The sequence below is a fragment of the Arthrobacter sp. NPDC080082 genome (assembly GCF_040686595.1).
GTDB lineage: Bacteria > Actinomycetota > Actinomycetes > Actinomycetales > Micrococcaceae > Arthrobacter.
The window spans coordinates 367,439-393,235 of record NZ_JBFBKQ010000005.1 but is presented as its reverse complement, the minus strand read 5'-3'; the positions used below and the strand labels follow the sequence as shown (position 1 = coordinate 393,235).

Sequence of the window (25,797 nt, the reverse complement as noted above, 5' to 3'; positions counted from 1 at the left end):
GCCGCCACCGTCTTAGAAACTGTGACCACTTACCGAACCGCCCGCGAAGATGCAGGGAGAAGTATGTTTTCCAAGATTCTGGTGGCTAACCGCGGCGAAATCGCGATCCGCGCCTTCCGTGCCAGCTACGAGCTGGGAGCCAAGACCGTTGCGGTGTTTCCCACCGAGGACCGCAACTCGATCCACCGCCAAAAGGCCGACGAGGCTTACCTGATTGGCGAGGAAGGCCACCCGGTCCGCGCCTACCTCGACGTCGACGAGGTGGTCCGGGTCGCCAAGGAGGCAGGCGCCGACGCCATCTACCCCGGCTACGGCTTCCTCTCGGAAAACCCCAACCTGGCCCGGGCCGCCGCGGACGCCGGAATCACCTTCGTGGGCCCGCCCGCCGAGGTCTTGGAACTGGCCGGCAACAAGGTCGCCGCCCTGGAGGCCGCCCGCAAGGCCGGCGTCCCGGTCCTGAAGTCCAGCAAGCCGTCCAAGGACGTCGACGAACTGATCGCCGCCGCGGATGAGATCGGTTTCCCCGTCTTCGCCAAGGCCGTCGCCGGCGGCGGCGGCCGCGGCATGCGCCGCGTCGACACCCGGGAGGCGCTGCCCGAGGCCCTGCAGGCCGCCATGCGCGAGGCGGACGCCGCATTCGGCGACCCCACCATGTTCCTGGAGCAGGCCGTCCTGCGGCCCCGCCACATCGAGGTGCAGATCCTGGCCGACGCCGAGGGCAACGTCATGCACCTGTTCGAGCGCGACTGCTCCATCCAGCGCCGCCACCAGAAGGTCATCGAGATCGCCCCGGCGCCGAACCTGGACGAGGGCATCCGCCAGGCCCTCTACCGTGACGCCGTGAAGTTCGCCAAGGCCTTGAACTACGTCAACGCCGGCACCGTCGAATTCCTGGTCGACACCGTGGGGGACCGGGCAGGCCAGCACGTCTTCATCGAGATGAACCCGCGCATCCAGGTCGAGCACACCGTGACCGAGGAAGTCACCGACGTCGACCTGGTCCAGGCCCAGCTGCGCATCGCCTCCGGCGAGACGCTCGCGGACCTCGGCCTCTCGCAGGACACCGTCCGGCTGCGCGGCGCCGCCCTGCAGTCCCGCATCACCACCGAGGATCCGGCCAACGGCTTCCGGCCCGACGTCGGAAAGATCACCGGCTACCGTTCCGCCGGCGGCGCCGGGGTCCGGCTCGACGGCGGCACCGTGTACTCCGGCGCCGAGATCAGCCCGCACTTCGACTCCATGCTGGTCAAGCTCACCTGCCGCGGCCGCGACTACCCGACCGCCGTCGCCCGCGCCCGCCGGGCCCTGGCCGAGTTCCGCATCCGCGGCGTCTCCACTAACATTTCCTTCCTCCAGGCCGTCCTGGACGACCCGGACTTCATCGCCGGCGACGTCGCCACGTCCTTCATCGACGAGCGTCCCGAGCTACTCAAGGCCCGCGTCTCCGCGGACCGCGGCACCAAACTGCTGACCTGGCTGGCCGACGTCACCGTCAACAAGCCCAACGGCGAGCTGACCGTGCACACGGACCCTGCCGACAAGCTGCCCGCGCTGCCCGATTCCGAGGCCCGCCCCGGCTCGCGCCAGCGGCTGCAGGAACTCGGTCCGGAGGGCTTCGCCCGCGCCCTGCGCGAGCAGAACGCCGTCGCCGTCACGGACACCACCTTCCGCGACGCGCACCAGTCGCTGCTGGCCACCCGGGTGCGCACCCGCGACCTCGTCGCCGCCGCCCCCGCCGTGTCCAAGCTGCTGCCCGAGCTGCTCTCGGTCGAGGCCTGGGGCGGGGCGACCTACGACGTCGCCCTCCGCTTCCTCGGCGAGGACCCCTGGGACCGGCTGACGGCCCTGCGCAAGGCGCTGCCCAACGTCTGCCTGCAGATGCTGCTCCGCGGCCGGAACACGGTGGGCTACACCCCCTACCCGGAGGAGGTGACGGTGGCGTTCGTCAACGAGGCGGCGAAGACCGGCATCGACATCTTCCGCATCTTCGACGCCCTCAACGACGTCAACCAGATGGCCCCGGCCATCCGCGCCGTCCGCGACACCGGGACCGCCGTGGCCGAGGTGGCGCTTTGCTACACCTCGGACATGCTCGATCCCGAGGAGAAGCTCTACACCCTGGACTACTACCTGGAGCTGGCGCAGAAGATCGTCGACGCAGGGGCGCACATCCTCGCGATCAAGGACATGGCCGGCCTGCTGCGTCCGGCAGCCGCGGCCAAGCTGGTCACCGCCCTGCGGGAACGCTTCGACCTCCCCGTCCACCTGCACACCCACGACACCGCCGGCGGCCAGCTGGCCACCCTGATGGCGGCCGCGGACGCCGGGGTCGACGCAGTCGACGTCGCCTCCGCCTCCCTGGCCGGCACCACCAGCCAGGTTGCCGCCTCCGCCCTGGTCGCGGCCCTCGCGCACACGCCGCGGGACACCGGCCTGGACCTGGACAGCGTCTGCTCCCTGGAGCCCTACTGGGAGGCCGTCCGCCGCGTCTACGCCCCGTTCGAGTCGGGCCTGCCCGGCCCCACCGGCCGGGTCTACCAGCACGAGATCCCCGGAGGCCAGCTCTCCAACCTGCGCCAGCAGGCCATGGCGCTGGGCCTGGGTGAGCGCTTCGAGGCCATCGAGGACATGTACACCGCGGCCGACCGCATCCTCGGCCGGCTCGTCAAGGTAACGCCCTCCTCGAAGGTGGTCGGCGACCTCGCCCTGCACCTGGTGGGCCTCAACGCCGACCCGGCTGACTTCAACGAGAACCCGCAGAAGTACGACATCCCGGACTCCGTGATCGGCTTCCTCTCCGGCGAACTCGGCGACCCGCCCGGTGGCTGGCCGGAACCGTTCCGCACCAAGGCCCTGCAGGGCCGCAGCGTCAAGGTCCGGGACGTGGAGCTCAGCGCCGAGGACAGCGCCGCGCTCAAGGGCGACTCCAAGACGGTGCAGCAGACCCTCAACCGTCTGCTCTTCGCCGGGCCCACCAAGGACTACCAGAAGAGCGTCGAGACCTACGGCAACCTCTCGGTCCTGGATACCCGCGACTACCTCTTCGGCCTGCAGCGCGGCGCCGAGCACGAGATCGAGCTGGAGAAGGGCGTCCGCCTGATCGCCTCGCTCGAGGCCGTTTCCGAACCCGACGAGAAGGGCATGCGCACCGTGATGTGCACCCTGAACGGCCAGTCGCGGCCCGTCGTGGTCCGCGACCGGTCCGTGGTCAGCAACGTCAAGGCCGCCGAGCGCGCCGATGCCTCCCAGCCGGGCCAGGTGGCAGCACCGTTCGCCGGCGCCGTCACCCTGACCGTCAAGGCCGGGGACAAGGTGAACGCGGGCGACACGGTGGCCACCATTGAGGCGATGAAGATGGAAGCCTCCATCACGACGCCGGTGGCCGGCACCGTGGCACGGCTGGCGGTCGGCGCCGTCGAACAGGTCCAGGGCGGGGACCTGCTGCTGGTCATCGGGGAGTAGGACCCACGCACCAGAAAGGGCTCCTCCGGCTGACGCCGGGGGAGCCCTTTCTGGTTTCTGGTTACCGGTTGCTGGCCACCGGCTGCTGTGGCCGGTGCGCCCGCGGCTCAGGCATGCGTGGGGCGCCTGGCCGCGTACATCTCCTCGATGACGGCGTCGAAGTCCTTGAGGACCTGGGCGCGCTTGACCTTCATCGAGGGGGTCAGGTGGCCCGAGGCCTCGGTGAAGTCCGAGGGGACGATGCGGAAGGACTTGATCGCCTCGGCCTGGGAGACCGACTGGTTGGCCCGGTTGATCAGCTCCTGGACCGCGGCGTGGACCGCCGGGAGCTCCGCGGCCTCGGCCACGCCGGACGCGGACAGGTTGTGGCGCTGCAGCCAGCCCGGGAGGGCCTCCTCGTCCAGGGTTACCAGGGCGCCGATGAACGGGCGGTTGTCGCCCACCACCAGCACCTGGGAGACCAGGGCGTCGGCCCGGATCTGGTCCTCGAGCAGTGCCGGGACCACGTTCTTGCCGCCGGCGGTGACGATGATTTCCTTCTTCCGGCCGGTGATGGTCAGGAAGCCCTGGTCATCGAGCTGGCCGATGTCGCCGGTCCGGAACCAGCCGTCGATGAACGCTTCATCCGTCAGGTCCGGCCGGTTGAAGTAGCCGCGCATCACGCAGACGCCCTTGGCGAGGATCTCGCCGTCGTCGGCGATCTTCACCGCGTTGCCCGGGATGGGCGCCCCGACGGTGCCGATCTTGATCAGCGAGGGCGTGTTGACGGTGACCGGGGCGGTGGTCTCGGTCAGGCCGTAGCCCTCAAGGATCTGCAGGCCGATGCCCTGGAAGAAGTGGCCCAGCCGGGCGCCCAGCGGGCCGCCGCCGGAGACCGCGTGGGCCACCTGGCCGCCCATGGCGTCGCGGAGCTTGCCGTAGACCAGCTTGTCGAAGAGGGCATGCTTGGCGCGCAGTATCAGCCCCACCTTCCCGTCCTGCCGGGCCCGGGAGTATGCAATGGCGGTCTCCGCGGCGCGGTGGAAGATGGCGCCCTTGCCGCCGTCCTCGGCCTTGGTCAGGGCCGAGTTGTAGACCTTCTCGAAGACCCGGGGGACGGCCAGGATGAAGGTGGGTTTGTAGCTCTGCAGGTCCGGCAACAGGTTCTTGATGTCCGGGGTGTGCGCCACGGTCACGCCGGCCGCCACGGCCAGGACCGAGATAAACCGGGCGAAGACGTGCGCCAGCGGCAGGAACATGATGGTGCGGGCGTCCTCGTTGACGGTCAGGCCCAGGGAGGTGGCCAGCACGTTGTCGGAGAGTTCCACGAAGTTGCCGTGGGTCAGCTCGCAGCCCTTGGGCCGGCCGGTGGTGCCCGAGGTGTAGATGATGGTGGCCAGGTCGGCGAGTCCGGCGCTTGAGCGGCGCTGCTCCAGCTCCTCGTCGCTGATCCCGGCGCCGGCGGCGCGGACCTCGTCCAGGGCCTCGCCCTCGAGCTGCCAGACGTGGCGGAGTGCGGTCAGGCCCTCGGAGGTGGCGGCCTGGCGGATGATGTCCTCGTGGTGTGCGGACTCGCCGAACGCGGCGACGGCGCCGGAGTCGCCGAGGTTCCAGGCGACCTGGGAGGGGGAGGAGGTCTCGTAGATCGGCACCGACACGGCTCCGGCGAACCAGATAGCGAAGTCGATCAGGGACCATTCGTAGCGGGTGCGGGACATGATGCCCACCCGGTCGCCGGCGCCCACACCGCTGGCCATCAGGCCCTTGGCGAGGGCGGAGGCGTCGGCCAGGAACTCGGTGGCGCGGATGTCCTGCCACTGCCCGGCGGCGTCGAGCCGGGAGAACAGTGCAGGGTTGGACTGCTTCGCCGCCTGGCGCAGCACCAGGTCGGTGATGTTTGTCTCCGGCGGGACGGTGACCAGGGGCGGGACAATAATTTCTCGCACGATAGCTCCTTTGATATCCGTAAACCCCCGAGGGGTACGACTAAGACTAGTACGCGGCCCTCTTACGGGTGTGGCGCACTTCACCTACTGGCCAGTAACTTTACGGCCGGCGGGGGCCTAATGCCACCCGGCGGGCCTCCCGGCGGTCCGCGCCGCCCCGGGACGGTGGGGCGGCTGGCCCTAGAATGAGGAGCGATGCACACTCCACTTCCGGGCCCGCAGCCGGCCCCGTCCCGCCGGAGCCCCATGTGGCGGCACCGGACCACACGCCGCCCGGGCGCCGAGCCGGCAGGCCGCTTCCGCGAACACCTCCGGCTGGGCCGCAAGGGCCTGGCGATCGGCATCGACATCGGCGGCACCAAGGTGGCGGCGGGCGTGGTCGACGCCGAGGGCAGGATCCTCAAGCAGGCGCGGCGGTCCACCCCCGGCAACGACCCCCGCGCCGTGGAGCAGGTGATCGTGGAGCTGGTCGAGGAGCTGGGCCAGGGGCACCGGATCTGGTCCGTAGGCATCGGCGCCGCCGGCTGGATGGACCTCGACGGCGCCACCGTGCTCTTCAGCCCCCACCTCGCCTGGCGGAACGAGCCGCTGCGGGAGAACCTGCAGCGGCTGCTGCGCCGGCCCGTGCTGCTGACCAACGACGCCGACGCCGCCGGCTGGGCCGAGTGGCGCTTTGGCGCCGGCCGCGGGGAGGACCGGCTGGTCTGCATCACCCTGGGCACCGGCATCGGCGGGGCGATGGTGATGGACGGCCGGCTGGAACGCGGACGCTTCGGCGTCGCCGGCGAATTCGGCCACCAGATCATCCAGCCCGGCGGCCACCGCTGCGAATGCGGAAACCGGGGTTGCTGGGAACAGTACGCCTCCGGGAATGCGCTGGGCCGCGAGGCCCGTGAACTTGCCGCAGCCAACTCCCCGATGGCGCAGGAACTGCTCAAGGCCGTCGGCGGCCGCGTCGGGGACATCACCGGCGTCACCGTGACCGAACTGGCCAAGGCCGGGGACCCCACCGCCCGTGAACTGCTGGAGGACGTAGGTGAGTGGCTTGGCCTGGGCCTGGCCAACCTGGCCGCCGCCCTGGACCCGGGGACCTTCGTGATCGGCGGCGGGCTCTGCGATGCCGGCGAGCTGCTCGTCGGCCCGGCCCGCACGGCCTTCGCCCGCAACCTCACCGGGCGGGGCTTCCGCCCGGCGGCCCGGATCGAGCTCGCGGCGCTCGGCCCCAACGCGGGCCTGATCGGCGCCGCCGACCTGTCCCGGGTCAGCAGCCGGATGCGGAGCTAGCGGTACCGCGCCGGGGCACGTCAGACCCGGGCGCCGTCGTCGTACTCGTCTTTTTCGTGCGGAAGCTTGGTGATCAGGTAGACCACGGACACCGCGAACGCGGCCACCATGCCGATGATCGCCAGCAGCGGGGCCGAGCGCCAGAACATCACCGAGAGCAGCAGGGCAATCGGACCGCCCACCGCGCCGATCCACGCCAGCATGGTCAACGGGTCCGTGTCCGAGAGTTTCGGCGGCTCCTCCGGCACGAACTCGCCGTCCCCGTCGTCGGCCTCGTAGTCCCGCGGCCCGCTGCCCGCCGCGCCGCCCGGTGCGGGGGCAGACCCCGGGGCTGATCCGGGTCCCGGCGCGGCCAGGCCCAGCGGGTCGAAGTCGCTAAAGCGCCGCGGCCCGGCAGGATCCCCGGCGGCTCCGGTGCCGGCGCCACCCTTGCCAAAGCCGTCTCCATCCGTCTTTTGACCGCCGGTCCCATCGGCGCCAGTTTTTCCCCCGGCTGTCTCTTCTCCGCCTGTCTTTTCCCCGCCTGCGGCGGGTTCCGGAGTCAGGCCCGAATCGGTCTGCTCCAGCCGCGCCACCAGGTCCAGCCAGACGGCATCGTCCTGGTTCGCGCCGGAATCCGGGTCCGGGGACTTGGGATCGGAATGCGTCATCTGCCGTTTCTTCCTTGGCTGCTGCTGGCGCCCGGTTCGTGGGCTGCCACGATCGAGCGGATGAATTCGGCCGTGCCGCTGAAGATCTGCGGCGCGTCGTTGTCCATGGTAGCCACGTGGTAGCTGTTCCTCAGCGGCACCACCTCCAGCGGGGCGTTGACCAGTCCACGGCGCAGCGCCGTCATGCTGGCCTCCGAGACCACGTGGTCCACCGTGGAACGGTAGACCCGCACCGGGGCGGTGACGCGGGGGAGCAGCCGCACCGTGTCCTTGAACATCTTGTTCAACTCGTAGGCGGCCGCCACCGGGGTGCGGGCGTAGGCGCCCTCGTCGACGCCTTCCTTGAGGATGTCCCCGGCGATCGCCGGTGTGCTCTTGAGGACGAAGCGCAGGAAGCCGGCCAGCGGGGCGCGGGGATCGTCGATCACCAGGCCCGGGTTGACCAGCACGGCGCCCGCCACCGGGTGGGTGGCGGCCAGCCGCAACGCCAGCGCCCCGCCCATCGAGAGTCCGGCCACCACCACGTGGTCGCATTCTTCCGCCAGTTCCAGGTAGGCGGCCTCCAGGCCGGCGTGCCATTCCTGCCAGCGCGTCCGGGCCAGCTCCTGCCAGCTGGTGCCGTGGCCCGGCAGCAGCGGCATCCGCACGGCATAGCCTTCCCGTGCGAGGGACTCTGCCCACGCCCGGACACCGTGCGGGCTGCCGGTGAAGCCGTGGGACACCACCACGCCGACGCTCGGACCCTCCCCGCTGAAGGGGTGGCTGAACGGCGAGTGGTCGGGCGCTGGCGTCATGGCTGCTCCGGGGTTCCTGAGGGGGCGGGGGTGTGGTCCTGGAAGAAGCGTAGCGAGCGTTCGAAGATCAGTGGCGCATCGACATCGAGGGTCGCCACGTGTCCGCTGTCCGGCAGCCGCACCACCTCCGGCGCGGACGGGCCCAGCCGGCGCTCGAGCAGGGCCAGCGAGGAGGCCGGCACCACGGCGTCGGTGTCCGATTTGAACACCAGGGCCGGCGCGGTGACCGAGGGCAGTTCCCGGAGCGTGGTCGAGAAGAGCTTGCGCAACTGGTGCACGGCCTGCAGCGGCGTGAGCGAGTAGTCGCCGTCGTCGGTGGCTGCCGCCGTCGACTCCGCCTCCTGCAGCGGAACGGTGGTGCGCTGCAGATATTTGAGGACGCCGACGTAGCGGACGCGCCGGTCGTAGAAGCTCAGCCCCGGGTTGACGACGGCGACTCCGGCCACCGGGTTCCGGGCGGCGGTGCGCAGCGCGATGGTCCCGCCCATGGACAGGCCCGCGACGAAGCAGGTACCGGTGGTGGCGGCCAGTTCCCGGTAGGCATCCTCGAAGGCGCCGTACCATTCCAGCCAGCTCCGGCGCGCGAGATCCCGCCAGTTCGTGCCGTGTCCGGGAAGCAAGGGAACGCTCACCGCGTAGCCAGCGGCGGCAAGGTGTTCGGCCCACGGCAGCACGCTCAGCGGGCTGCCTGTGAAGCCGTGGCAGATGGCCACGCCGGTGCGCGCGTTCGCGCCGTGGCCGGGGTAGGAGAAAGCGGCAGGCCGGGAGGAGGTACTGCTGTCGCTCATGAGCCCATCGTGTCACTGTTCGGGACAAAACTCACTAGAGTAGGGTGTCATTGAAGTCCTGGCCGGACCCGAGGAAGGGCCGGCCAGACGCCTGCCGGAGAGGTACACCACGTGTTTTATTGGTTCATGAAGACGTTCGTCCTCGGACCGGTCCTCAAGACGCTCTTCCGGCCGTGGGTCAAGGGCCTGGACAACGTTCCCGCCAGCGGCGCCGCGATCCTTGCCTCCAACCACCTCTCCTTCTCCGATTCCATCTTCATGCCCCTGATGGTGCCCCGGCCGGTAGTGTTCCTGGCCAAGTCCGAGTACTTCACCGGCAAGGGCGTCAAGGGCAAGCTCACGGCCGCCTTCTTCCGCCTGACCAACCAGCTGCCGATGGACCGGTCCGGGGGAGCGGCCTCCGCCCAGTCACTGAACGCCGGCATGGACGTGCTGAAGAACGGCTCGCTGCTGGGCATCTACCCCGAGGGCACCCGCAGCCCGGACTCGCGGCTGTACCGCGGCAAGGTGGGCGTGGCCCGGCTGGCGCTGCAGGCCCGGGTCCCGGTGATCCCGGTGGCGATGATCGGCACGGACAAGGTCCAGCCGATCGGCAAGCGGGTCCCCAACATCCGCCGGATCGGCATGATCTTCGGCGAGCCGATGGATTTCAGCCGCTACTACGGCATGGAGGACGACCGGCTCATCCAGCGCTCCGTGACGGACGAGATCATGTACGAGCTGATGAGACTCTCCGGGCAGGAGTACGTGGACGAGTACGCCGCCGTCGTCAAGCTCCGGCTCGCCGGCAAGGCCACCGAGGCACCCACGCAGGAGGCCGGCCCGGGCCCGGAGGCGCCGGGAACAGTGTGACGGGAGGGGCCCGGACTTTGACGCCCCGGCGCCGTTGAACCGCTCCCGGCGAACTATCCTAGGAGGGTGACTGAGCTATCCGCACCCTCCACGTCCCCTCTCACCTCCTCCCCGATGCCGGGCGCCCCCGTGGCCCCCGCGTTCGCTGCCGGCGCCTTCGCCGGCATCTCCCAGAGCGGGGCGGCCAACTATCCCGGGCTGGACGACTGGCGGAAGCTCCCGGCCTCCCAGCAGCCCACCTGGTCCGACCCGGCCGTCTTCGAGGCCTCGGTCAAGGAGCTCTCCGTGCTGCCGCCGCTGGTGTTCGCCGGCGAGGTGGACATCCTCCGGGAACGGCTCGCCGCCGCGGCCCGGGGCGAGGCGTTCCTGCTCCAGGGCGGTGACTGCGCCGAAACCTTCGAGGCCGCCACCGCGGACAAGATCAGCGCCCGGGTCCGGACCATCCTGCAGATGGCCGTGGTGCTTACCTACGGCGCGGCCATGCCCGTGATCAAGATGGGCCGGATGGCGGGGCAGTTCGCCAAGCCGCGGTCCTCCAACGACGAGACCCGCGACGGTGTGACCCTCCCGGCCTACCGCGGCGACATCGTCAACGGCTACGACTTCACCCCGGAATCCCGCGCCCACGACGCCGGCCGGATGCTGAAGGCGTACCACACCTCGGCGTCGACCCTGAACCTGATCCGGGCCTTCACCCAGGGCGGTTTCGCGGACCTCCGCCTGGTGCACCAGTGGAACAAGGGCTTCACCGAGAACCCCGCGCACGCCCGCTACGAATCGCTCGCCCGCGACATCGACCGGGCCATCAAGTTCATGTCCTCCTGCGGCGCGGACTTCGAGGCGCTCAAGCGCGTGGAGTTCTACGCCAGCCACGAGGCGCTGCTGCTGGACTACGAACGGGCCCTGACCCGCATCGACTCCCGCACCGGCCTGCCGTACGACACCTCCGCGCACTTCCTCTGGATCGGGGAGCGCACCCGCGAGCTGGACCACGCCCACGTGGACTTCCTCTCCCGGGTCCGCAACCCCATCGGCGTGAAGCTCGGCCCCACCACCACGGGTGACGACGCGCTGCGGCTGATCGACAAGCTGGACCCGAACCGCGAACCGGGCCGCCTGACCTTCATCACCCGCATGGGCGCCGGCAACATCCGCGAGAAGCTGCCGCCCATCGTGGAGCGCGTCACCGCCTCCGGCGCGCAGGTCCTGTGGGTCACGGACCCGATGCACGGCAACACCGTCACCTCCCCGAACGGCTACAAGACCCGCAACTTCGACGACGTCATCGACGAGGTGCGCGGCTTCTTCGAGGTCCACCACGGCCTCGGCACCGTGCCGGGCGGCCTGCACGTGGAGATGACCGGCGACGACGTGGCCGAGTGCCTGGGCGGCGCGGACCCGATCGACCAGGACGCCTTCCTGGACCGCTACGAGTCGGTTTGCGACCCCCGCCTGAACCACATGCAGTCCCTCGAGATGGCGTTCCTCGTGGCCGGATCCCTCGCCAAGCGCTAGGACACGCCCAGCTTCAACGCAAGGACCCCTGGCCGCCGGATGGCGGCCGGGGGTCCTTGCGCTTGAGTCCCCTGGGGCGGTCTTGCCGGCTAGACCACGGTCAGGGTGATGGTGGATCCCTCCGGGACACTCCGGTTGACCGGGTCCTGGGCCCGGACGGTGCCGAAGAACCCGCCCAGGATGTTCTCCACCTGCACCTTGAAGCCGAGTTTCTCCAGCGCGTCGCGGGCCTCCTTGGCCTGCTTGCCCACGAAGCTGGGCACGTCCACCATCCGCGGCCCCTTGGAGATGGTCAGGGTGACCGAGCCGCCGCGGGTGAGGGTGGCGCCGCCGGCGGGGTCCTGGCTGACGACGGCGCCCTTGGGCACCGAGCGGTCGAAGACGGGTTCGGGGGCGACGACGGGTTGCAGCCCGGCGGCCTGCAGGGCCTTGGCGGCGGCATCCTGGTCCTTGCCGCGCACATCCGGAACCGGGATGGGCTGCGGGCCCTTGGAGACTGTCAGGCCCACCGGGGTGCCGTGCTTGGCGGGCGTGCCCTTGGCCGGTTCCTGCGCCAGCACGGCACCGGCCGGGGCGGAGTCGTCGAAGGTCTGGGTGACCGGACCGAGGGCCATGCCGGCGCCGTTGAGCGCCGTCTTCGCCTCGTCCAGGGACTTGCCGGTCAGCCCGGGCAGCGGGAAGAGCTCCGGGCCCTTGGAGACGGCCAGGGAGACCGGTTCGAACTTGCGGATCACCTTGCCGGCCGGGGGTTCCGAGCCGACCACCAGGCCGGGGGAGACGCTGTCGTCGTAGACGTCCCGGGTGGTCGAGTTGAAACCGGCCGTCCGCAGCAGGGCCTGGGCCTCGGCGACGGTCTTGTTGCCCACCTGCGGCACGGTGCCGGGCGAGCCGGGACCCATCCCGAAAAACCACCCGGCTCCGGCGGCGAGCACCGCCACCAGCACCAGCACCACGATCCAGACCAGGCCGCGGCGGCGGGGGTTGCCGGGCCGCAGGGTGCGGCTGGGCTTGGCGGCGGCGCGCTGCCGGGCCTTCTCCTCGTCCCGGTCCAGCTTGCGCTGGGCGCGCTTGCTGGCCGGCGGCGCGGCGGCGTCACCGGCCCAGGCCTCCGCCCCGAAACCGGAGCCGCTGTCGCCGGAGTCGCCGTAGGGCGAGTCGCCGTCGTCGGAGTCGCCGGGGGCGGTCAGCGGGCCGAAGCCACCGGCGGCGGCTCCCCGGGCCGGCGGACGGGACGTTCCCGGGATCACGGTGGTGGGGTTGCTGCCGCCGCGGCCGATCACCTCGGTGGGCTGCGGAATGGCGCCGAGGAACTCGGTGTGCGCCCCGCCGTCGCCGGCAGCAGCGCCCCCAGCGGCACCGGCGGCCGTACCAGCAGCTCCGGCCGCGGCAGCGGGCAGCGCGGGGGAGAGGGGACGGGCGGCGGGCGGTTGCAGGTCGAGTTCGGCGTCGCTGAGGTTGGTCCGGATGTGGCGCAGCTCGGAGAGCAGGGCCTGCCCGTCCACCGGGCGCTTATCGGGGTCGTTGGCGGTGCACCACTGCACCAGCTCATCGATTTCCCCGGCCAGTCCCGGCACCAGGAGCGAGGGCGCGCCCACGCTGGAGTTCACGTGCTGGTAGGCCACCTGGATGGGAACCTCGCCGTCGAACGGCTGGCGGCCGGTGAGCATCTCGTAGAGCATGATGCCCAGGGAGTAGATGTCGCTGCGGGCGTCGGCCTGCCGGCCCATCACCAGCTCGGGGGAGAGGTACGCCACCGTGCCGATCAGCGCCCCGGTGCTGGTCGACGTCGTAATGGCCCGCGCGAGGCCGAAGTCACCGATCTTGATCCGGCCGTCGTCGGCGATCAGGACGTTCTCCGGCTTCACGTCACGGTGGATCAGCCCGGCGGCGTGCGCGGCGGCGAGGCCCTCAACCACGGGGTCAATGTAGGCCAGGGCCAGTCGCGGCGTGAGGGCGCCGCGTTCCTTGAGCATGTCCCGGAGCGTGTGGCCCTTGATGTACTCCATGACCAGGTAGGCCAGCGGGCCGTCCTCGCCCTGGTCCAGCATGCCCACCACGTGCGGGTGGGAGAGCCGGGCCGCAGCCTTTGCCTCCCGGCCCAGGCGGTCCAGGAACTGCGGGTCGCCGGCCATGTGCGGGTGCAGGACCTTGAGCGCCACGTCCCGCTCCAGGCGGCGGTCCGTGGCGAGGTAGACGGTGGACATGCCGCCCCTGGCCAGCTTGGAACGAACCAGGTACCGGTTGTCCACGAGGGTCCCGACGAGAGCATCCGAAGTGTAGTCCTGCACCATTCGATCCTACGTTCTGCACAGAAACGGGCCCGGATTGACATGCAATCCGGGCCCGTATCGTTACGCGACGGAGGGCTCAGCCCCGCGCGAAGCCGGGGTCAGCTGAACTGCTGCTGCAGCCGCTTGATGGACGCGACGTACGCCTTGGTGTCGTCGTACATGCCGTTCTTGCTCACCGAGTACTGGCCCTGGTAGTAACCGGCGATCGCGGTGTCCAGGTCCTTGCTGGTGCGGACCAGCTGGCGGATGATGGCGACGCCGGCCGTGGCGTTGTCGTACGGGTCCAGCAGGTTCAGCTTGCGGCCCACCAGGTCCGAGGCCCACTGTCCCGAGGACGGGATGACCTGCATGGTGCCAATGGCATTGGCGGGGGAAACCGAGCGCTGGTTGAAGCTGGACTCCTGGAAGGCGAAGGCCATGGCCAGGGACGGGTCGACGCCCATCCGGCGCGCGGTGTCCGCGACGATCTGCTTCATCTGCGCGGTGCTGGGCACCGGTGAGGCGTTCAGGATCGCCTTGTTCGCGTTGGCGGAGCTGACCACGGCCTCCGGGTAGCTGAAGCCGAGGAAGGTGCTCGGGACCAGCGGCGTGACCGTGGCCGGCGGCGTGCTGGAGCTCGGGTTGACCGTGGTGGAGGAACCCGCGCCCGGGATGACCAGCTTGTTGCCCGGGTAGATGATGCTGCTCATGGTCAGCCGGTTCGCCGAGAGGATGTCGGCGAGCTTCACGCCGTTCTTAGCCGCGATACCGGAGAGGGTGTCGCCGGACTTCACGGTGTAGGAGCCGGAGGCGGGGGCCGGTGCCGGCGCGGACGGCGCGGGGGCTGCCACCGGTGCGGGGGCCGCCGGTGCAGGGGCGGCGGGGGCGGAACCGCCGCCCACCTTGATCTGCTGGCCCGGGTAGATGATCGAGCGCATGTTCAGCCCGTTCCAGTTCAGGACATCGGAGAGCTGGACGCCGCTGCGGGCGGCGATCGCGCTGAGGGTGTCGCCGGACTTCACGGTGTAGGACTGGCCGCCGGCGGGAGCGGGTGCCGGGGCCGACGGCGCGGCGGGAGCCTGGGGGGAGGCGACCGCGTTGCCGCTGAGCTTGATCTTCTGGCCCGGGTAGATGATCGTGTTCGGCTGCATGTTGTTCAGTGACAGGACCTGGTAGGTGTCCAGGCCGAACTTGCCGGCGATCGCGCTGACGGTATCGCCGCGGGCAATCGTGTACTCGGCCGGGGCCGGCGCCTGGGCCGGCTGGAATGCCGCCGGGATGGTGGTGGAGACGGCGGCGGCCGGGATAATCGCGGACGGCAGGGCCTGGGCGGTGAGCCCGGCGGCCTGGGCCTTCATGGCGGCGGCCAAGGTGGCCGGGATGGCGCGCGGCCGGGATTCCGCGGCGGCCGGCTGGGCGATCGCCAGCGAAGACAGGACGACGGCGGGCAGGGCCGCCGTCGTGGCCGCGATCAGCGGGAGGCCGGGCCTAGGGGTTGGCTTCGGCGCACGGGACGTCGTCATGGGAAAGATCCTCTTCTCAGCGGCGAACGCTGCAGGTCAGGCCGGTGTTACTGGTGTTACCAGTGTGACTCTAGATACCCCAGTTACAAATGTGATCTATGTGAATCTCTCATGAATTGGGAAATAGCACAAGAACGGTTTGACATTCCGTAAAACCGTTTTGTGGGTGTGTCGTGGACGGGTGCTGCGGAGCGGGGTGAATTACCGTCCGGGACGCGGCTGACTAGGCGCAATACGTCCCGACATGGCACTCTTGACGCGTGAGTAATGTAGAAAGCCTTGTAGGCGAATGGCTGCCCCTGCCCGATGTTGCCGAGCTGCTGAATGTCTCCATCACTAAGGTTCATGCGCTGCTGGACGAGCGTGCGCTGGCGGCGATCCGGGTTGGAGAGCGCCGCATCCGCTCCGTGCCCGCGGCATTTATCCAGGACGGCCACGCGGTGGAAAGCCTCAAGGGCACCATTGTGGTCCTCTCCGACGCCGGTTATTCGGATGAGGAATTGATTACCTGGCTGTTCACCGCGGACGAATCCCTGCGCGGCCGTCCGATCGACGCCCTCCGGGAGGGCCGCAAGACCGAGATCCGCCGGCGCGCCCAGACAATGGCCTGGTAGCGGACCGCAGGTTTCCGGATCCACTTTCAGCGTCAACGGCGAAGGCCGTGCCCGGGGCAGTCACTCTGCCCGGGGCACGGCCTTCGCTTTTTTGTTGCCGCTGCTGTTGCCGCTGCTGATGTCGGTGCTGCTGCTGTCGCCGTTATTGCCGCTAACGCGCGTCAGGCCGCGCGGCTGACGGCGGCCTCGGCGAGCCGTCGCAGGGCCGTCTTCGGCAGCTCGTCCAGTTCCAGCGACTCCAGCGCGCCGAAGGCGGCCTGGCCGAATTCCTCGATCAGCGTCTCGGTGGCCTGCAGGGCCCCGCACTCGACGATGATGCGGCGGATCTCCTCGACGTCGTCGTCCCCCAGACCCGGACTGCCCAGGCGGGCGTCGATGAACCCGGACTCCTCGGGGGTGGCCATCTCCAGGGCGAAGGCCACCAGAACGGTGCGCTTGCCCTCGCGGAGGTCATCGCCCGCGGGCTTGCCGGTGGTCACCGGGTCGCCGAACACGCCCAAGACGTCGTCGCGCAGCTGGAAGGCCTCTCCGAGCGGCAGGGCGAAGGCCGAGTACCCGCGCAGCAGGGCATCGGTGGCGCCGGCAAGCGCACCGCCCAGTGCCAGCGGATGCTCAGTGGAGTATTTTGCGGACTTGAACCGGATGATGGACTGCGCCCGGCTGACGGCCCCGGCCCGGTCGCGGCGCGGCCCGGCGACCTCCTCGAGGATGTCCAGGTACTGGCCCGCCATGACCTCGGCGCGCATCAGGTTGAAGATGAGCCGGGCCCGGCTGCCGGCGGCGGCGCGGTTGCCGATCTCGGTGAAGGATTCCTCGCTGAAGGACAGGCACAGGTCGCCGGTGAGGATGGCGGCGGCGTGGCCGAAGCGTTCGGGATCGAGGGCCCAGCCCTGCTCGCCGTGCAGTTCACTGAAGCGGCGGTGCACGCTGGGGCCGCCGCGCCGGGTGTCGGAGCGGTCAATGATGTCGTCGTGGATCAGCGCCGCGGCCTGGAACAGCTCCAGCGCCGAGCCCGCGGTGATCACCTCGGCGGAGGCGGCGTCTCCGCCGGCGCCCCGCCAGCCCCAATAGCACATCAGCGCCCGGAGCCGCTTGCCACCGGTGACCAGGTTGGAGATGGACCCCATCAGGGGGTCGATGTCCGGCGAGATGGTTGACATGATCGCGGCCCGCCCCGTCAGGAACTCGGTGAGCTTCCCGGCCACGGCGGCAACGTAGGCGGCCTGTTCGTCCCGGAGTTGTTCGGCCAGGCTCACTTGACGGACCCGGGGGCGACGTTGGCGCCGATGGTGAAGGTGGACACCCCGGAGGCCTCGACGACGGCGAGGTTAACGGTCTCGTTGTCGCCCCGGACGAAGTCCTTGGACGCCACGGCGCCGACCTTCTCGCCCGGGACGGCCTTGAACCCCTGGCCCTCCAGCTGCTGGGTGTAATAGGCCACGACGTCGGAGGACGGCGCAGATACCTTGCCCACCAGGGCGACGGTGGCGGGGGAGCCGGTCTTGTCGAAGCTGCTGGATTCCACCTTGGCGTTCGGCATCAGCGGCAGGAGCTGCTGCGGGAAGCCGGCCACCAGGGCACCCACGGTGGCGGAGGTGCCCGGCGTGGCGGACGGGCTCGGGGAGGCGGTGACGGAGGCAGTGGCGGTGGGTGCCGGAGCGGCCGCCGAGGATGCGGCCGGCGTTCCCGCCCCGGAGGTGCAGGCCGTCAGGGCCAGCAGGGCCCCTGCCGCGGCGACTGCGGCCACGGCCCGTGTACGCTCTCCAATTACCTTCACGAAGACATTCCTCCTGGTGTTGATGCCGGATCCAGCCTCCAGTTTAGTCAGGCCCTGCGGCTAGGATTGATCCGGTGGGGCAGGAGAGCGGCAGCAGTGCCGGAACGGGCAGCGGATCATTCGGCGGAACGGCGTTTAGCGCGGATGCGCTGCGTGAGCTGCGCGGCAGCAGCATCCTGCACGTGGACATGGATGCCTTCTTCGTCTCGGTGGAGCTCCGGACCCGGCCCGAACTCAAGGGCAAGCCGGTGATCGTCGGTTACCCCGGGGAACGGTCCGTCGTCCTCTCTGCCTCCTACGAGGCACGCAAGTTCGGCGTCAAGTCGGCCATGCCGATGGCCCTCGCCGCACGGATGTGCCCGGCCGCGGTCATCATCGAACCCCGCCACAAGCTCTACTACGAAGTGTCCGGGCAGATCATGGCCATCTTCGGCTCGATCACCGACCTGGTGGAACCGCTCAGCGTCGACGAGGCGTTCCTCGACGTCGGCGGCGCCATCCGCCGGCTGGGCCCGCCACGGGAGATCGGCGCCCTGATCCGACGCCGGGTCTCGGCCGAGCTAGGCATCACCGCCTCCGTTGGCATCGCCGCCAGCAAGTTCGTGGCAAAGATTGCCTCCACCCGCTGCAAGCCGGACGGGCTGCTGCTGATCGCCCCGGAGGAGACCGTGCCCTATCTCCACACCCTGCCGGTCAACGCGCTCTGGGGCGTGGGCGCCAAGACGGTCGAGGTCCTGGCCCGAATGGGGATCCGCACCGTGGCCGATGTTGCCGCCACCCCGCTGCCCTCGCTGCGGAAAATCCTCGGCGCAACCGGCGAACACGTCCACCGGCTCTCGTGGGGCATCGACCCGCGGCCGGTCACACCGGTCCGGCTGGAGAAGAGCATCGGCGCAGAGGAGACATTCGCCGTGGACACCACCGACGCGGCCCTGCTGCACCGCGAGCTGCTGCGCCTCTCCCACCGGACCGCGGGACGGCTCCGGAGCGCCGGGATGCACGCGCGGACCGTCGCGCTCAAGCTGCGCTACGCCGACTTCTCCACCATTACCCGTAGCCGGACCGTCAGCACCCCGCTGGACAGCGCCCAGCTGCTCTACGGCGTGGCGGTGCAGTTGCTCGACTCGGTCGGGGACCGCCCCATGGCCGTCCGCCTCATCGGCATCCGGGCCGAACAGCTGGAGGAGGCCGCGCAGGCGCCGCTGCAGTTGAGCCTCGACCGGCGGGACGACAACTGGCGCGCCGCCGAGCAGGCCCTGGATAAGGTGACCCGGAAATTCGGCGCCAGCTCGGTCCTTCCGGCCCGCCTGCTGGACCCGTCGCCGGGTACGGACTGACCACGCGGCGGAGACCCGGACGGGGCGTTGCCGGAGGACTTTCGGCGTCTTTCAGAACGGGCCCCGACAAACTATCCTTATTTATACGTAGATTTCGAACGGCTGGATGGAACGTTCGGACTGCCGGCTGTGTCAGGGGAAGCGGCCGTGAACGGCCTCGAGGGTGCCAGTCGTCCGATGGTGGACGACGGGAACCGACGGGGAGTTCCGGACGTTGGGCAGGTAGGACAGGGCCGCGTCAGATCCGGACGTTGGCCGATTAAAGGAGGTCGTGATGCCGCTCTCGGAGCACGAACAGAAGTTGCTTGAGCAACTTGAGAAGCAGCTGCACGAGGACGATCCCAAGTTTGCCAGTTCCATGGGATCGGACCCGGTCCGCTCCTGGTCCACCCGGCACCTGGTGATCGGAATCCTCGGCACCCTCGCCGGCGTCCTCCTGCTGTTGCTCGGCGTCTCGTTGCAGAACATCATCGTCGGGGTCCTCGGCTTCGTGGTGATGGGCGGCGGCGTCTATTACGCCACCATGCGCAACGGCGGCGTCAAGGCCAAGACCGGGGGAGCACCCCGCAAACCCGGCAAGCCCCGCAGTTCATTCATGAGCAACCTCGAGGAACGCTGGGAAGAACGGCACCGCGGCGGGGACGCCTGACCACAGACCCTGCTCCACTCCGCTCCACCGGCACCGCCTCCACTTCACACCACCGGTACCCGGTTTCCGCGACCAAGGCCCGCTTCGGCGGGCCTTTCGCCTTTTAACCCACCTTTTGGTCCCCACCCGGCCCCTTTTGCCCTCCACCGCGCCCCACTTTGGCTCCTTCCCTTTGTTGGCGCGGGACACCGCCAGAAAAAATGTGTCGAAATTGTGGCCAAAAGGCCGGAATGTCGTTGACGGGGGAGTGAAGTGGAGTAATGTGGAGCGCGTAAGAGGGTAGTGGCAGCACAGGGGACGTTCGGCTTCCAAGAACAGACGGGTGGTGGGCCGTGTTTCTCGGCACTCATTCACCACGCCTGGACGAGAAGGGCCGCATCATCCTGCCGGCAAAGTTCCGCGAGGAACTGGCCGGGGGGCTGGTTCTCACAAGGGGCCAGGAACGTTGCATCTACGTCTTCAGTGAGGCGGAATTCGGCCGGGTTCACGAGCAGATGCGGGAGGCTCCACTGTCCTCCAAGCAGGCCCGTGACTACATCCGCGTTTTCCTCTCTGGAGCCTCGGACGAGGTACCTGACAAGCAGGGGCGCGTGACGATTCCGCCGGCGCTCCGGGAGTACGCAGGACTCGGCAGGGAGCTGGCCGTCATCGGCGCCGGCACCCGCGCGGAGATCTGGGACGCCCAGGCCTGGAACGAGTACCTGGCTGAGAAGGAAACCGCCTTCTCGGAAACCGACGACGCCATCCCGGGGATTCTCTAGCCCCCGGTGCCGCAGCCGCACCACCGCTTCTTGATCGAGATCTCCAGCCGCCCATCCCGCACCCACCTGGCTCACTTCCCCGGAGCCAGGCGGACCGCAGGATAGGCGCGGATGGGGATCTGGACCAAGAAGCACCCCTCCAGTACCGCCAACCCAGGAAAGGACGCAGGCATGAGTGACGACTCAAACCAGGCGAAGCCTACGTCCGAACGCCATGTACCGGTCCTCAAGGACCGGTGCATCAATTTGTTGGCCCCGGGATTCGACGCGGCCCGGCGCCGGGGCGAGACGCCCGTCGTCGTGGACGCGACGCTCGGGATGGGCGGCCACTCGGAAGCGATGCTGCAGCGGTTCCCGGACCTGCACCTGATCGGCATCGACCGGGACGAGGAAGCCCTCGCCCTGGCGGGGGAGCGGCTCGCCCCGTTTGCCGACCGCACCGACCTGGTCCACGCGGTCTACGACGAGATCGCCGAGGTGATCGAGGACCTCGGCTTCAGTGAGGTCCACGGCGTCCTGATGGACCTCGGAGTCTCCTCCCTGCAGCTGGACGAACGGGACCGGGGCTTCGCCTACTCCTTCGACGCGCCGCTGGACATGCGGATGGACACCAGCCGCGGGATCACCGCGGCCGACGTCGTCAATACCTACAGCGAAGAGGACCTGGTCCGGATCATCCGCAAGTGGGGCGAGGAGAAGTTCGCCGGCCGGATCGCCAACCGGATCGTCGCCGCCCGCGCCGAGCGTCCCTTCACCACCACCGCCCAGCTGGTCGACACCATCCGCGCCGTCGTCCCCGCCGGTGCCGCAAAGTCCGGCGGACACCCGGCCAAGCGGACCTTCCAGGCCCTGCGCATCGAGGTCAACGAGGAACTCGACGTGCTGGAACGCGCCATCCCCGCCGCCGTGGCCTCGATCGCCCTCGGCGGCCGGGTCGTCGTGATGTCCTACCACTCGCTGGAAGACAAGATCGTCAAGTCCGTCTTCCAGGCCGGCTCGAAGTCCTCCGCGCCCCTGGGCTTCCCGGTGGAGCTCGAGGAGCACAAGCCGGAACTGAAAACCCTGACGAAGGGCACCGAGGTGCCCACCGCCGCCGAAATCGCCGAAAACCCACGCGCAGCCTCCGCCAGGCTCCGCGCCGTGGAACGCATCAAAGCCAGGAGAGACGCATGAGCGCTGCCGCCGCCACCACGTACCCCGTGTCCACCGCTGCGACGGCGCGAGCACTGCCGGAACTCCAGCCGGGGCAGCCGGCCCGGAAGAACCGCACCCCGCTCTCGGTGGTCCGGTCCGTTCCGCGACGCCGCCGGGCACCGTTCGTCGTCATGTGCTTCGGCCTGCTGGCCCTGGCCCTGATGGCCGTGCTGGTGCTGAACATCTCCGTCTCCTCCGCCCAGTACCAGCTGGTGGAACTGCGGGCGAAGCAGAACACGCTGACCAAGCAGAACCAGGACCTCACCCAGCAGGTGCAGAACTACGACGCCCCGCAGAACCTGGCCGCCAAGGCCACGGAGCTGGGCATGGTGGCCTCCACCGCCAAGGGCCAGATCGACCTGTCCACGCTTTCGGTCACCGGCAAGGCCAAGCCCGCGGCGAAGTCGGACGCGCCCTCGGCCGTGATCGCCGCCCCGGCCATCGCCGGCCAGGTCGCCGTCGTCCCCGCGCCGTCCGCCCAGGATCCGCTCGCCAACCGCAAGCCGGCCGACAGCACCGCCGCCGCGGCTTCCGCCACCGACGCCGCCGCGAAGACCGCGGCCGACGCAGCCGCGGCAGCCAAGCAGGCGGCGGAACAGGCGGCAGCCAAGGCCGCCGCGGCCGCGCCCGCCGTCGAACTGCACGGCGGCTCCATCCCGGCGCCGGCCCAGAAGACCCCCGGCAAGTAGCCCCGGCCGGTAACGGACAGGACCACCCCGCACCGCCGACCAGCAAGGAAGTACCGTGGCGCAGAACACCGGCAAGGCACGCTCATCCCGGACCTCGAGCGCCACCCGGCGGCTGCGGATCGGGCTCTGCCTGATGCTCGCTCTGCTGCTGGTGGTGGGCGCCAAGCTCTTCCTGGTCCAGGGCCTGGACATGGGCGGCATGGCCGAGGCGGCACTGAAGAACCGGCTCACGCCCACGGTGCTTCCGGCCGAGCGCGGCAAGATCCTCGACGCCTCCGGCAACGTCCTGGCCAGCAGCGTCATCCGGTACAACGTGGTGGTGGACCAGACCGTCAACACCACCACCGCCACCTTCCCCCGGCTCGAGACGGTGGACGGCAAGGACACGGTCGTCAAGATCCCGCGGGACCAAGGCATCGAGGAACTCGCCAACGTCCTCGGCATGAAAAAGGACGACGTCAAGAATGCCCTGACCGGCACCCAGCGCTACTACATCGTGGCCAAGGACATCCGGCCCGACGTCGAGGACCGGATCTCCAAACTGCAGATCCCGGGCCTGGCCTCGGAGGGCACCAGCAAGCGCGTCTACCCCAACGGCTCGGTGGCCGGCGGGATCGTCGGCTTCCTCAAGGACGGCACGACCGGCCAGGCCGGCCTCGAACAGACCCAGGACGACGTGCTGAAGGGCACCCCGGGCAAGCGCGTCTTCGAGATCGGCGCCGACGGCCTGCGCATCCCGGTGGGTGTGGACCAGCTGACCCCCGCCGTCAACGGCAAGGACGTCAAGCTGACCCTGAACTCGGACCTGCAGTACTTCGCCCAGCAGGCCATCCAGAGCCAGAAGGATAAGCTCAGCGCCGAGTGGGGGATCATCGTCATCTCCGACGTGAAGAACGGCAACATCATCGCCATGGCGGACACCAACGCCCCGGACCCCAACGACCCGGGCAAGGTTGACGCCAAGGACCGCGGCGTCCGCGCCGTCACCGCCGCCTACGAGCCCGGCTCGGTGGAGAAGATGATCACCGCCGCCTCGGCGATCGAGGAGGGCACCTCCCACCCGCTGGACACCTACACCGTCCCGCCGACCTACACCGTGGACGGGCAGACCTTCTCCGACGCGTTCGAGCACGGCACCGAGCAACGGACCCTCGCCGGGATCGTGGGCTACTCGATGAACACCGGCACCGTGATGGTCGGCCAGAAGCTGAGCAAGGAAAAGCGGCACGACTGGCTGCAGAAGTTCGGCATCGGCGAGGCCCCGGACATCGGCCTGCCCGCCGAAACCCCCGGCATCCTCACCCCCGCGGACCAGTGGGACGGCCGGCAGCAGTACACCGTCCTCTTCGGCCAGGGCGTGGCGCAGTCCACCCTGCAAACAGTGCGGGCCTACCAGAGCATCGCCAACGACGGCGTCATGCTCCAGCCCCGCCTGATCGACAGCTACATCGACCCGGACGGCCACGAGGAAAAGGTCCCCGCCAAGGACAGCCGGCAGGTGGTCAGCAAGGACACCGCCAAGCAGGTCCGGGACATCCTGGAGAGCGCCGTGACCGAGGGCGAGATCAAGGACGCGGCGATCGACGGTTACCGGGTGGGCGCCAAGACCGGCACCTCCGAGTCCCCGTGCGACGACGGCAAGCCCGGTTTCTGCGGCTACACGGCCTCCATGGTGGGGATGGCGCCGATGGACGATCCGCGGTTTATTGTTGAAGTGGTCCTGCAGCGGCCCAAGGGCAGCATCTACGGCATCACCAACGGGCCCGTTTTCCGGTCCGTGATGGGCCAGACGCTGCGGACCTACAACGTCCAGCCCTCCACCGGCGCGCCGGTCAGGCTGCCGCAGTACGCCAAGTAGCACACGAGACCACCAGCCAGCAGCACGTTATTCACGCAGCCGGGCCTGGGTGCGGGGCAATCCTCCGCGCGCAGCGCGCGCTGCCCGCACCACCGACGGAGAACCCCTTGTCAGACCCCACCGCCCAGGATCAGGCCGCCGAGAACGAGGGCCGGGCCGCCGCCGCGGCGTTCCGCCCGGCCGCCGTCGCCCCCGTGCCCCTGGAAACCCTTGGCGGCTGGATCGGCGTCGTGGTTCCGGGCGCCTCGGCCGCGGTCGACATCACCGGCATCTCGCTGAACTCCCGCTCGGTGCGGCCGGGGGACCTCTACGTCGCGCTGCCCGGTGCGACCCGGCACGGGGCCGACTTCGTCGCCCAGGCCGTGGATGCCGGGGCCGTCGCCGTGCTGACCGACGACGCCGGCGCGCGGCTGCTGGCGCTCTCAAACGACGTTCCCGTGCCCGTGCTGGTCACCCCCGAGCCGCGGGCCCTGGTGGGCAAGCTCTCCGCGCTGATCTACCGCAGCCGCCCCGAGCGGGCCACCGGGCAGGGCGTTGAAAGTCACGGCGCTGACAGCCACCGCACTGGAGAAGGCACCGCAAACCCGGCGCCGGCGCTGTACGGCGTCACCGGCACCAACGGCAAGACCACCACCACGTACTTCACTAACGCCCTGTTGCGCGCCCTGGGGCGGCGCCCCGGTCTGATCGGCACCATCGAGATCCTGGCCGGCGGCGAGCCGATCCCCAGCCTGCTGACTACCCCGGAGTCCACGGACGTGCACGCCCTGCTGGCGCTCATGCGCGAACGCGGCCTCGACGCGGCCTCCATGGAGGTCTCCTCGCACGCCATCGCCTTCCACCGCGTCGACGGGGTGGACTTCGACGTCGCCGGCTTCACCAACCTGACCCAGGACCACCTGGACCTGCACGGGACCATGGAGGAGTACTTCCAGACCAAGGCCCGGCTGTTCACGCCCGAACTGGCCCGCGCCGCCGTGGTCACGGTCGACGACGAATGGGGCCGCAGGCTCGCCGGCCTCGCCGCCGGGGCCGGCCTGCCGGTCACCACGCTGGCCACAAACGCCGGCACGGAACCCGACACCTCAGGGAATGACGCCGGCCCCGACGCCGACTGGACCGTCACCGGGACCACCCCGCGCGGGCTCGGCACCGACTTCGTGCTCCGGCACCGGAACGGCGCGGTCCTCACCGTCCAAACCGGCCTGCCGGGCGCCTTCAACGTCGCCAACGCGGCCCTGGCCACCGTCATGGTCCTGGCCGGCGGCGCCACCGTCGAGGAGGTGCAGGCCGCCCTCGACGCCGCCGACCCGTTCACCGTCGCCGTGCCCGGCCGCATGCAACTGGTCGCCACCGAGCCTGCCGCCGTCGTCGACTTCGCCCACAACCCCGACGCACTCGAACGCGCCCTCGCCGCCGTCCGCTCCCCGGAGCCCGGCTCCAAGGTGATCATCGTCTTCGGCGCCACCGGCCAGCGCGACCAGGGCAAGCGCCCCGCGATGGGCGCGATCGCCGCCCGACTGGCCGACGTCGTGATCGTCAGCGACGACGACCCGCACGACGAGGACGCCGCCGGCATCCGGGCCGACGTCCTGGCCGGCGCGCATGCCGCCGTCCGCGACGAGGCCCTGGCCAGCACCGTGCTTGAGGTCTTCCCCCGGGACGAGGCCATCCGCAAGGCCGCGGAGCTGGCCGCGCCGCACGACACCATCCTGGTGGCCGGCCGCGGGCACGAGGTCTGGCAGGAGGTCAAGGGCGTCAACCTGGCCCTCGATGACCGCGTGGAACTGCGCACCGCCTTGACAGCCCGGGGATTCACCGTTCTCGACGACCAGCGGATAGAGTCCTAAACCGA

The 25,797-nt window shown here is 69.9% G+C and carries 20 protein-coding genes; 12 read left to right on the top strand and 8 right to left on the bottom strand.

Annotated features, from left to right (window positions below; all coding sequences use genetic code 11):
• Nucleotides 1-63: 63 nt before the first annotated feature.
• Complete coding sequence (locus tag AB0O44_RS12855) at nucleotides 64-3,462, top strand: pyruvate carboxylase (protein WP_364137879.1); 3,399 nt, start codon at nucleotides 64-66, stop codon at nucleotides 3,460-3,462.
• 107 nt (nucleotides 3,463-3,569) lie between these two features.
• On the opposite strand, the gene AB0O44_RS12850 is transcribed toward AB0O44_RS12855, so the two are convergent.
• The gene (locus AB0O44_RS12850) at nucleotides 3,570-5,387 is read right to left on the bottom strand and encodes an AMP-dependent synthetase/ligase (protein ID WP_364137877.1); all 1,818 of its coding nucleotides are present in this window, start codon (nucleotides 5,385-5,387) and stop codon (nucleotides 3,570-3,572) included.
• 195 nt (nucleotides 5,388-5,582) lie between these two features.
• On the opposite strand from AB0O44_RS12850, the gene AB0O44_RS12845 reads away from it, so the two are divergent.
• Nucleotides 5,583-6,671 carry an ROK family glucokinase gene (locus AB0O44_RS12845; protein ID WP_364137875.1) on the top strand — a complete coding sequence of 363 codons (1,089 nt, stop codon included), beginning with the start codon at nucleotides 5,583-5,585 and terminating at the stop codon, nucleotides 6,669-6,671.
• A 20-nt stretch (nucleotides 6,672-6,691) separates the two neighbouring features.
• Here AB0O44_RS12845 and AB0O44_RS12840 read toward each other — a convergent pair whose 3' ends face one another.
• Genes AB0O44_RS12840 through AB0O44_RS12830 form a run of 3 tightly spaced genes read right to left on the bottom strand, consistent with a single transcriptional unit; the run spans nucleotide 6,692 to nucleotide 8,903 of the window.
• Nucleotides 6,692-7,321, bottom strand: coding sequence for a hypothetical protein (locus AB0O44_RS12840; protein WP_364137873.1), 630 nt, complete (start codon nucleotides 7,319-7,321; stop codon nucleotides 6,692-6,694).
• Entirely contained in the window at nucleotides 7,318-8,115 is a 798-nt protein-coding gene (locus AB0O44_RS12835) for an alpha/beta fold hydrolase (protein WP_364137871.1), read from the bottom strand. Before AB0O44_RS12835 ends, AB0O44_RS12840 begins: the two co-directional genes overlap by 4 nt.
• A complete protein-coding gene (locus tag AB0O44_RS12830; RefSeq protein WP_364137869.1) occupies nucleotides 8,112-8,903 on the bottom strand; it encodes an alpha/beta fold hydrolase in 792 nt (263 codons plus the stop codon). The genes AB0O44_RS12835 and AB0O44_RS12830 overlap by 4 nt, the downstream gene beginning before the upstream one ends.
• Before the next feature lie 111 nt (nucleotides 8,904-9,014).
• On the opposite strand from AB0O44_RS12830, the gene AB0O44_RS12825 reads away from it, so the two are divergent.
• Both AB0O44_RS12825 and AB0O44_RS12820 read left to right on the top strand, forming a co-directional pair.
• Nucleotides 9,015-9,755: a lysophospholipid acyltransferase family protein gene (locus AB0O44_RS12825; protein WP_290258203.1), complete on the top strand. Its 741-nt coding sequence runs from the start codon at nucleotides 9,015-9,017 to the stop codon at nucleotides 9,753-9,755.
• A gap of 66 nt (nucleotides 9,756-9,821) precedes the next feature.
• Nucleotides 9,822-11,270: a class II 3-deoxy-7-phosphoheptulonate synthase gene (locus AB0O44_RS12820; protein ID WP_290258202.1), complete on the top strand. Its 1,449-nt coding sequence runs from the start codon at nucleotides 9,822-9,824 to the stop codon at nucleotides 11,268-11,270.
• 89 nt (nucleotides 11,271-11,359) lie between these two features.
• On the opposite strand, the gene AB0O44_RS12815 is transcribed toward AB0O44_RS12820, so the two are convergent.
• Together AB0O44_RS12815 and AB0O44_RS12810 are read right to left on the bottom strand one after the other, a co-directional pair.
• Nucleotides 11,360-13,561 carry a PASTA domain-containing protein gene (locus tag AB0O44_RS12815; RefSeq protein ID WP_364137866.1) on the bottom strand — a complete coding sequence of 734 codons (2,202 nt, stop codon included), beginning with the start codon at nucleotides 13,559-13,561 and terminating at the stop codon, nucleotides 11,360-11,362.
• A 98-nt stretch (nucleotides 13,562-13,659) separates the two neighbouring features.
• On the bottom strand, nucleotides 13,660-15,063 hold the full coding sequence (locus AB0O44_RS12810; RefSeq protein ID WP_364137864.1) for a LysM peptidoglycan-binding domain-containing protein: 1,404 nt from the start codon (nucleotides 15,061-15,063) through the stop codon (nucleotides 13,660-13,662).
• A gap of 260 nt (nucleotides 15,064-15,323) precedes the next feature.
• On the opposite strand from AB0O44_RS12810, the gene AB0O44_RS12805 reads away from it, so the two are divergent.
• Nucleotides 15,324-15,677, top strand: a complete 354-nt coding sequence (locus AB0O44_RS12805) for an Rv2175c family DNA-binding protein (RefSeq protein ID WP_290258198.1) — start codon at nucleotides 15,324-15,326, stop codon at nucleotides 15,675-15,677.
• A 161-nt stretch (nucleotides 15,678-15,838) separates the two neighbouring features.
• Here the strand turns inward: AB0O44_RS12805 and AB0O44_RS12800 are convergent, their stop codons facing one another.
• Together AB0O44_RS12800 and AB0O44_RS12795 are read right to left on the bottom strand one after the other, a co-directional pair.
• On the bottom strand, nucleotides 15,839-16,933 hold the full coding sequence (locus tag AB0O44_RS12800) for a polyprenyl synthetase family protein (protein ID WP_364137862.1): 1,095 nt from the start codon (nucleotides 16,931-16,933) through the stop codon (nucleotides 15,839-15,841).
• Nucleotides 16,930-17,454 (bottom strand): hypothetical protein, encoded by a 525-nt coding sequence (locus AB0O44_RS12795; protein WP_290258196.1) that lies wholly within the window; start codon nucleotides 17,452-17,454, stop codon nucleotides 16,930-16,932. Before AB0O44_RS12795 ends, AB0O44_RS12800 begins: the two co-directional genes overlap by 4 nt.
• 149 nt (nucleotides 17,455-17,603) lie before the next feature.
• On the opposite strand from AB0O44_RS12795, the gene dinB reads away from it, so the two are divergent.
• From dinB to AB0O44_RS12760, 7 genes are all read left to right on the top strand, one after another.
• Entirely contained in the window at nucleotides 17,604-18,791 is a 1,188-nt protein-coding gene (dinB, locus tag AB0O44_RS12790; RefSeq protein WP_364137964.1) for a DNA polymerase IV, read from the top strand.
• A gap of 274 nt (nucleotides 18,792-19,065) precedes the next feature.
• Entirely contained in the window at nucleotides 19,066-19,440 is a 375-nt protein-coding gene (locus AB0O44_RS12785; protein ID WP_290258195.1) for a DUF3040 domain-containing protein, read from the top strand.
• Between the two features lie 332 nt (nucleotides 19,441-19,772).
• Nucleotides 19,773-20,201 (top strand): division/cell wall cluster transcriptional repressor MraZ, encoded by a 429-nt coding sequence (gene mraZ / locus AB0O44_RS12780; protein WP_290258194.1) that lies wholly within the window; start codon nucleotides 19,773-19,775, stop codon nucleotides 20,199-20,201.
• Between the two features lie 171 nt (nucleotides 20,202-20,372).
• Nucleotides 20,373-21,374, top strand: coding sequence for a 16S rRNA (cytosine(1402)-N(4))-methyltransferase RsmH (rsmH, locus tag AB0O44_RS12775; RefSeq protein WP_364137859.1), 1,002 nt, complete (start codon nucleotides 20,373-20,375; stop codon nucleotides 21,372-21,374).
• Entirely contained in the window at nucleotides 21,371-22,084 is a 714-nt protein-coding gene (locus AB0O44_RS12770; protein ID WP_364137857.1) for a hypothetical protein, read from the top strand. The genes rsmH and AB0O44_RS12770 overlap by 4 nt, the downstream gene beginning before the upstream one ends.
• A 55-nt stretch (nucleotides 22,085-22,139) precedes the next feature.
• Nucleotides 22,140-23,942, top strand: a complete 1,803-nt coding sequence (locus AB0O44_RS12765) for a penicillin-binding protein 2 (RefSeq protein ID WP_364137855.1) — start codon at nucleotides 22,140-22,142, stop codon at nucleotides 23,940-23,942.
• A 107-nt stretch (nucleotides 23,943-24,049) separates the two neighbouring features.
• Nucleotides 24,050-25,792, top strand: a complete 1,743-nt coding sequence (locus AB0O44_RS12760) for a UDP-N-acetylmuramoyl-L-alanyl-D-glutamate--2,6-diaminopimelate ligase (protein WP_364137853.1) — start codon at nucleotides 24,050-24,052, stop codon at nucleotides 25,790-25,792.
• Nucleotides 25,793-25,797 lie beyond the last annotated feature (5 nt).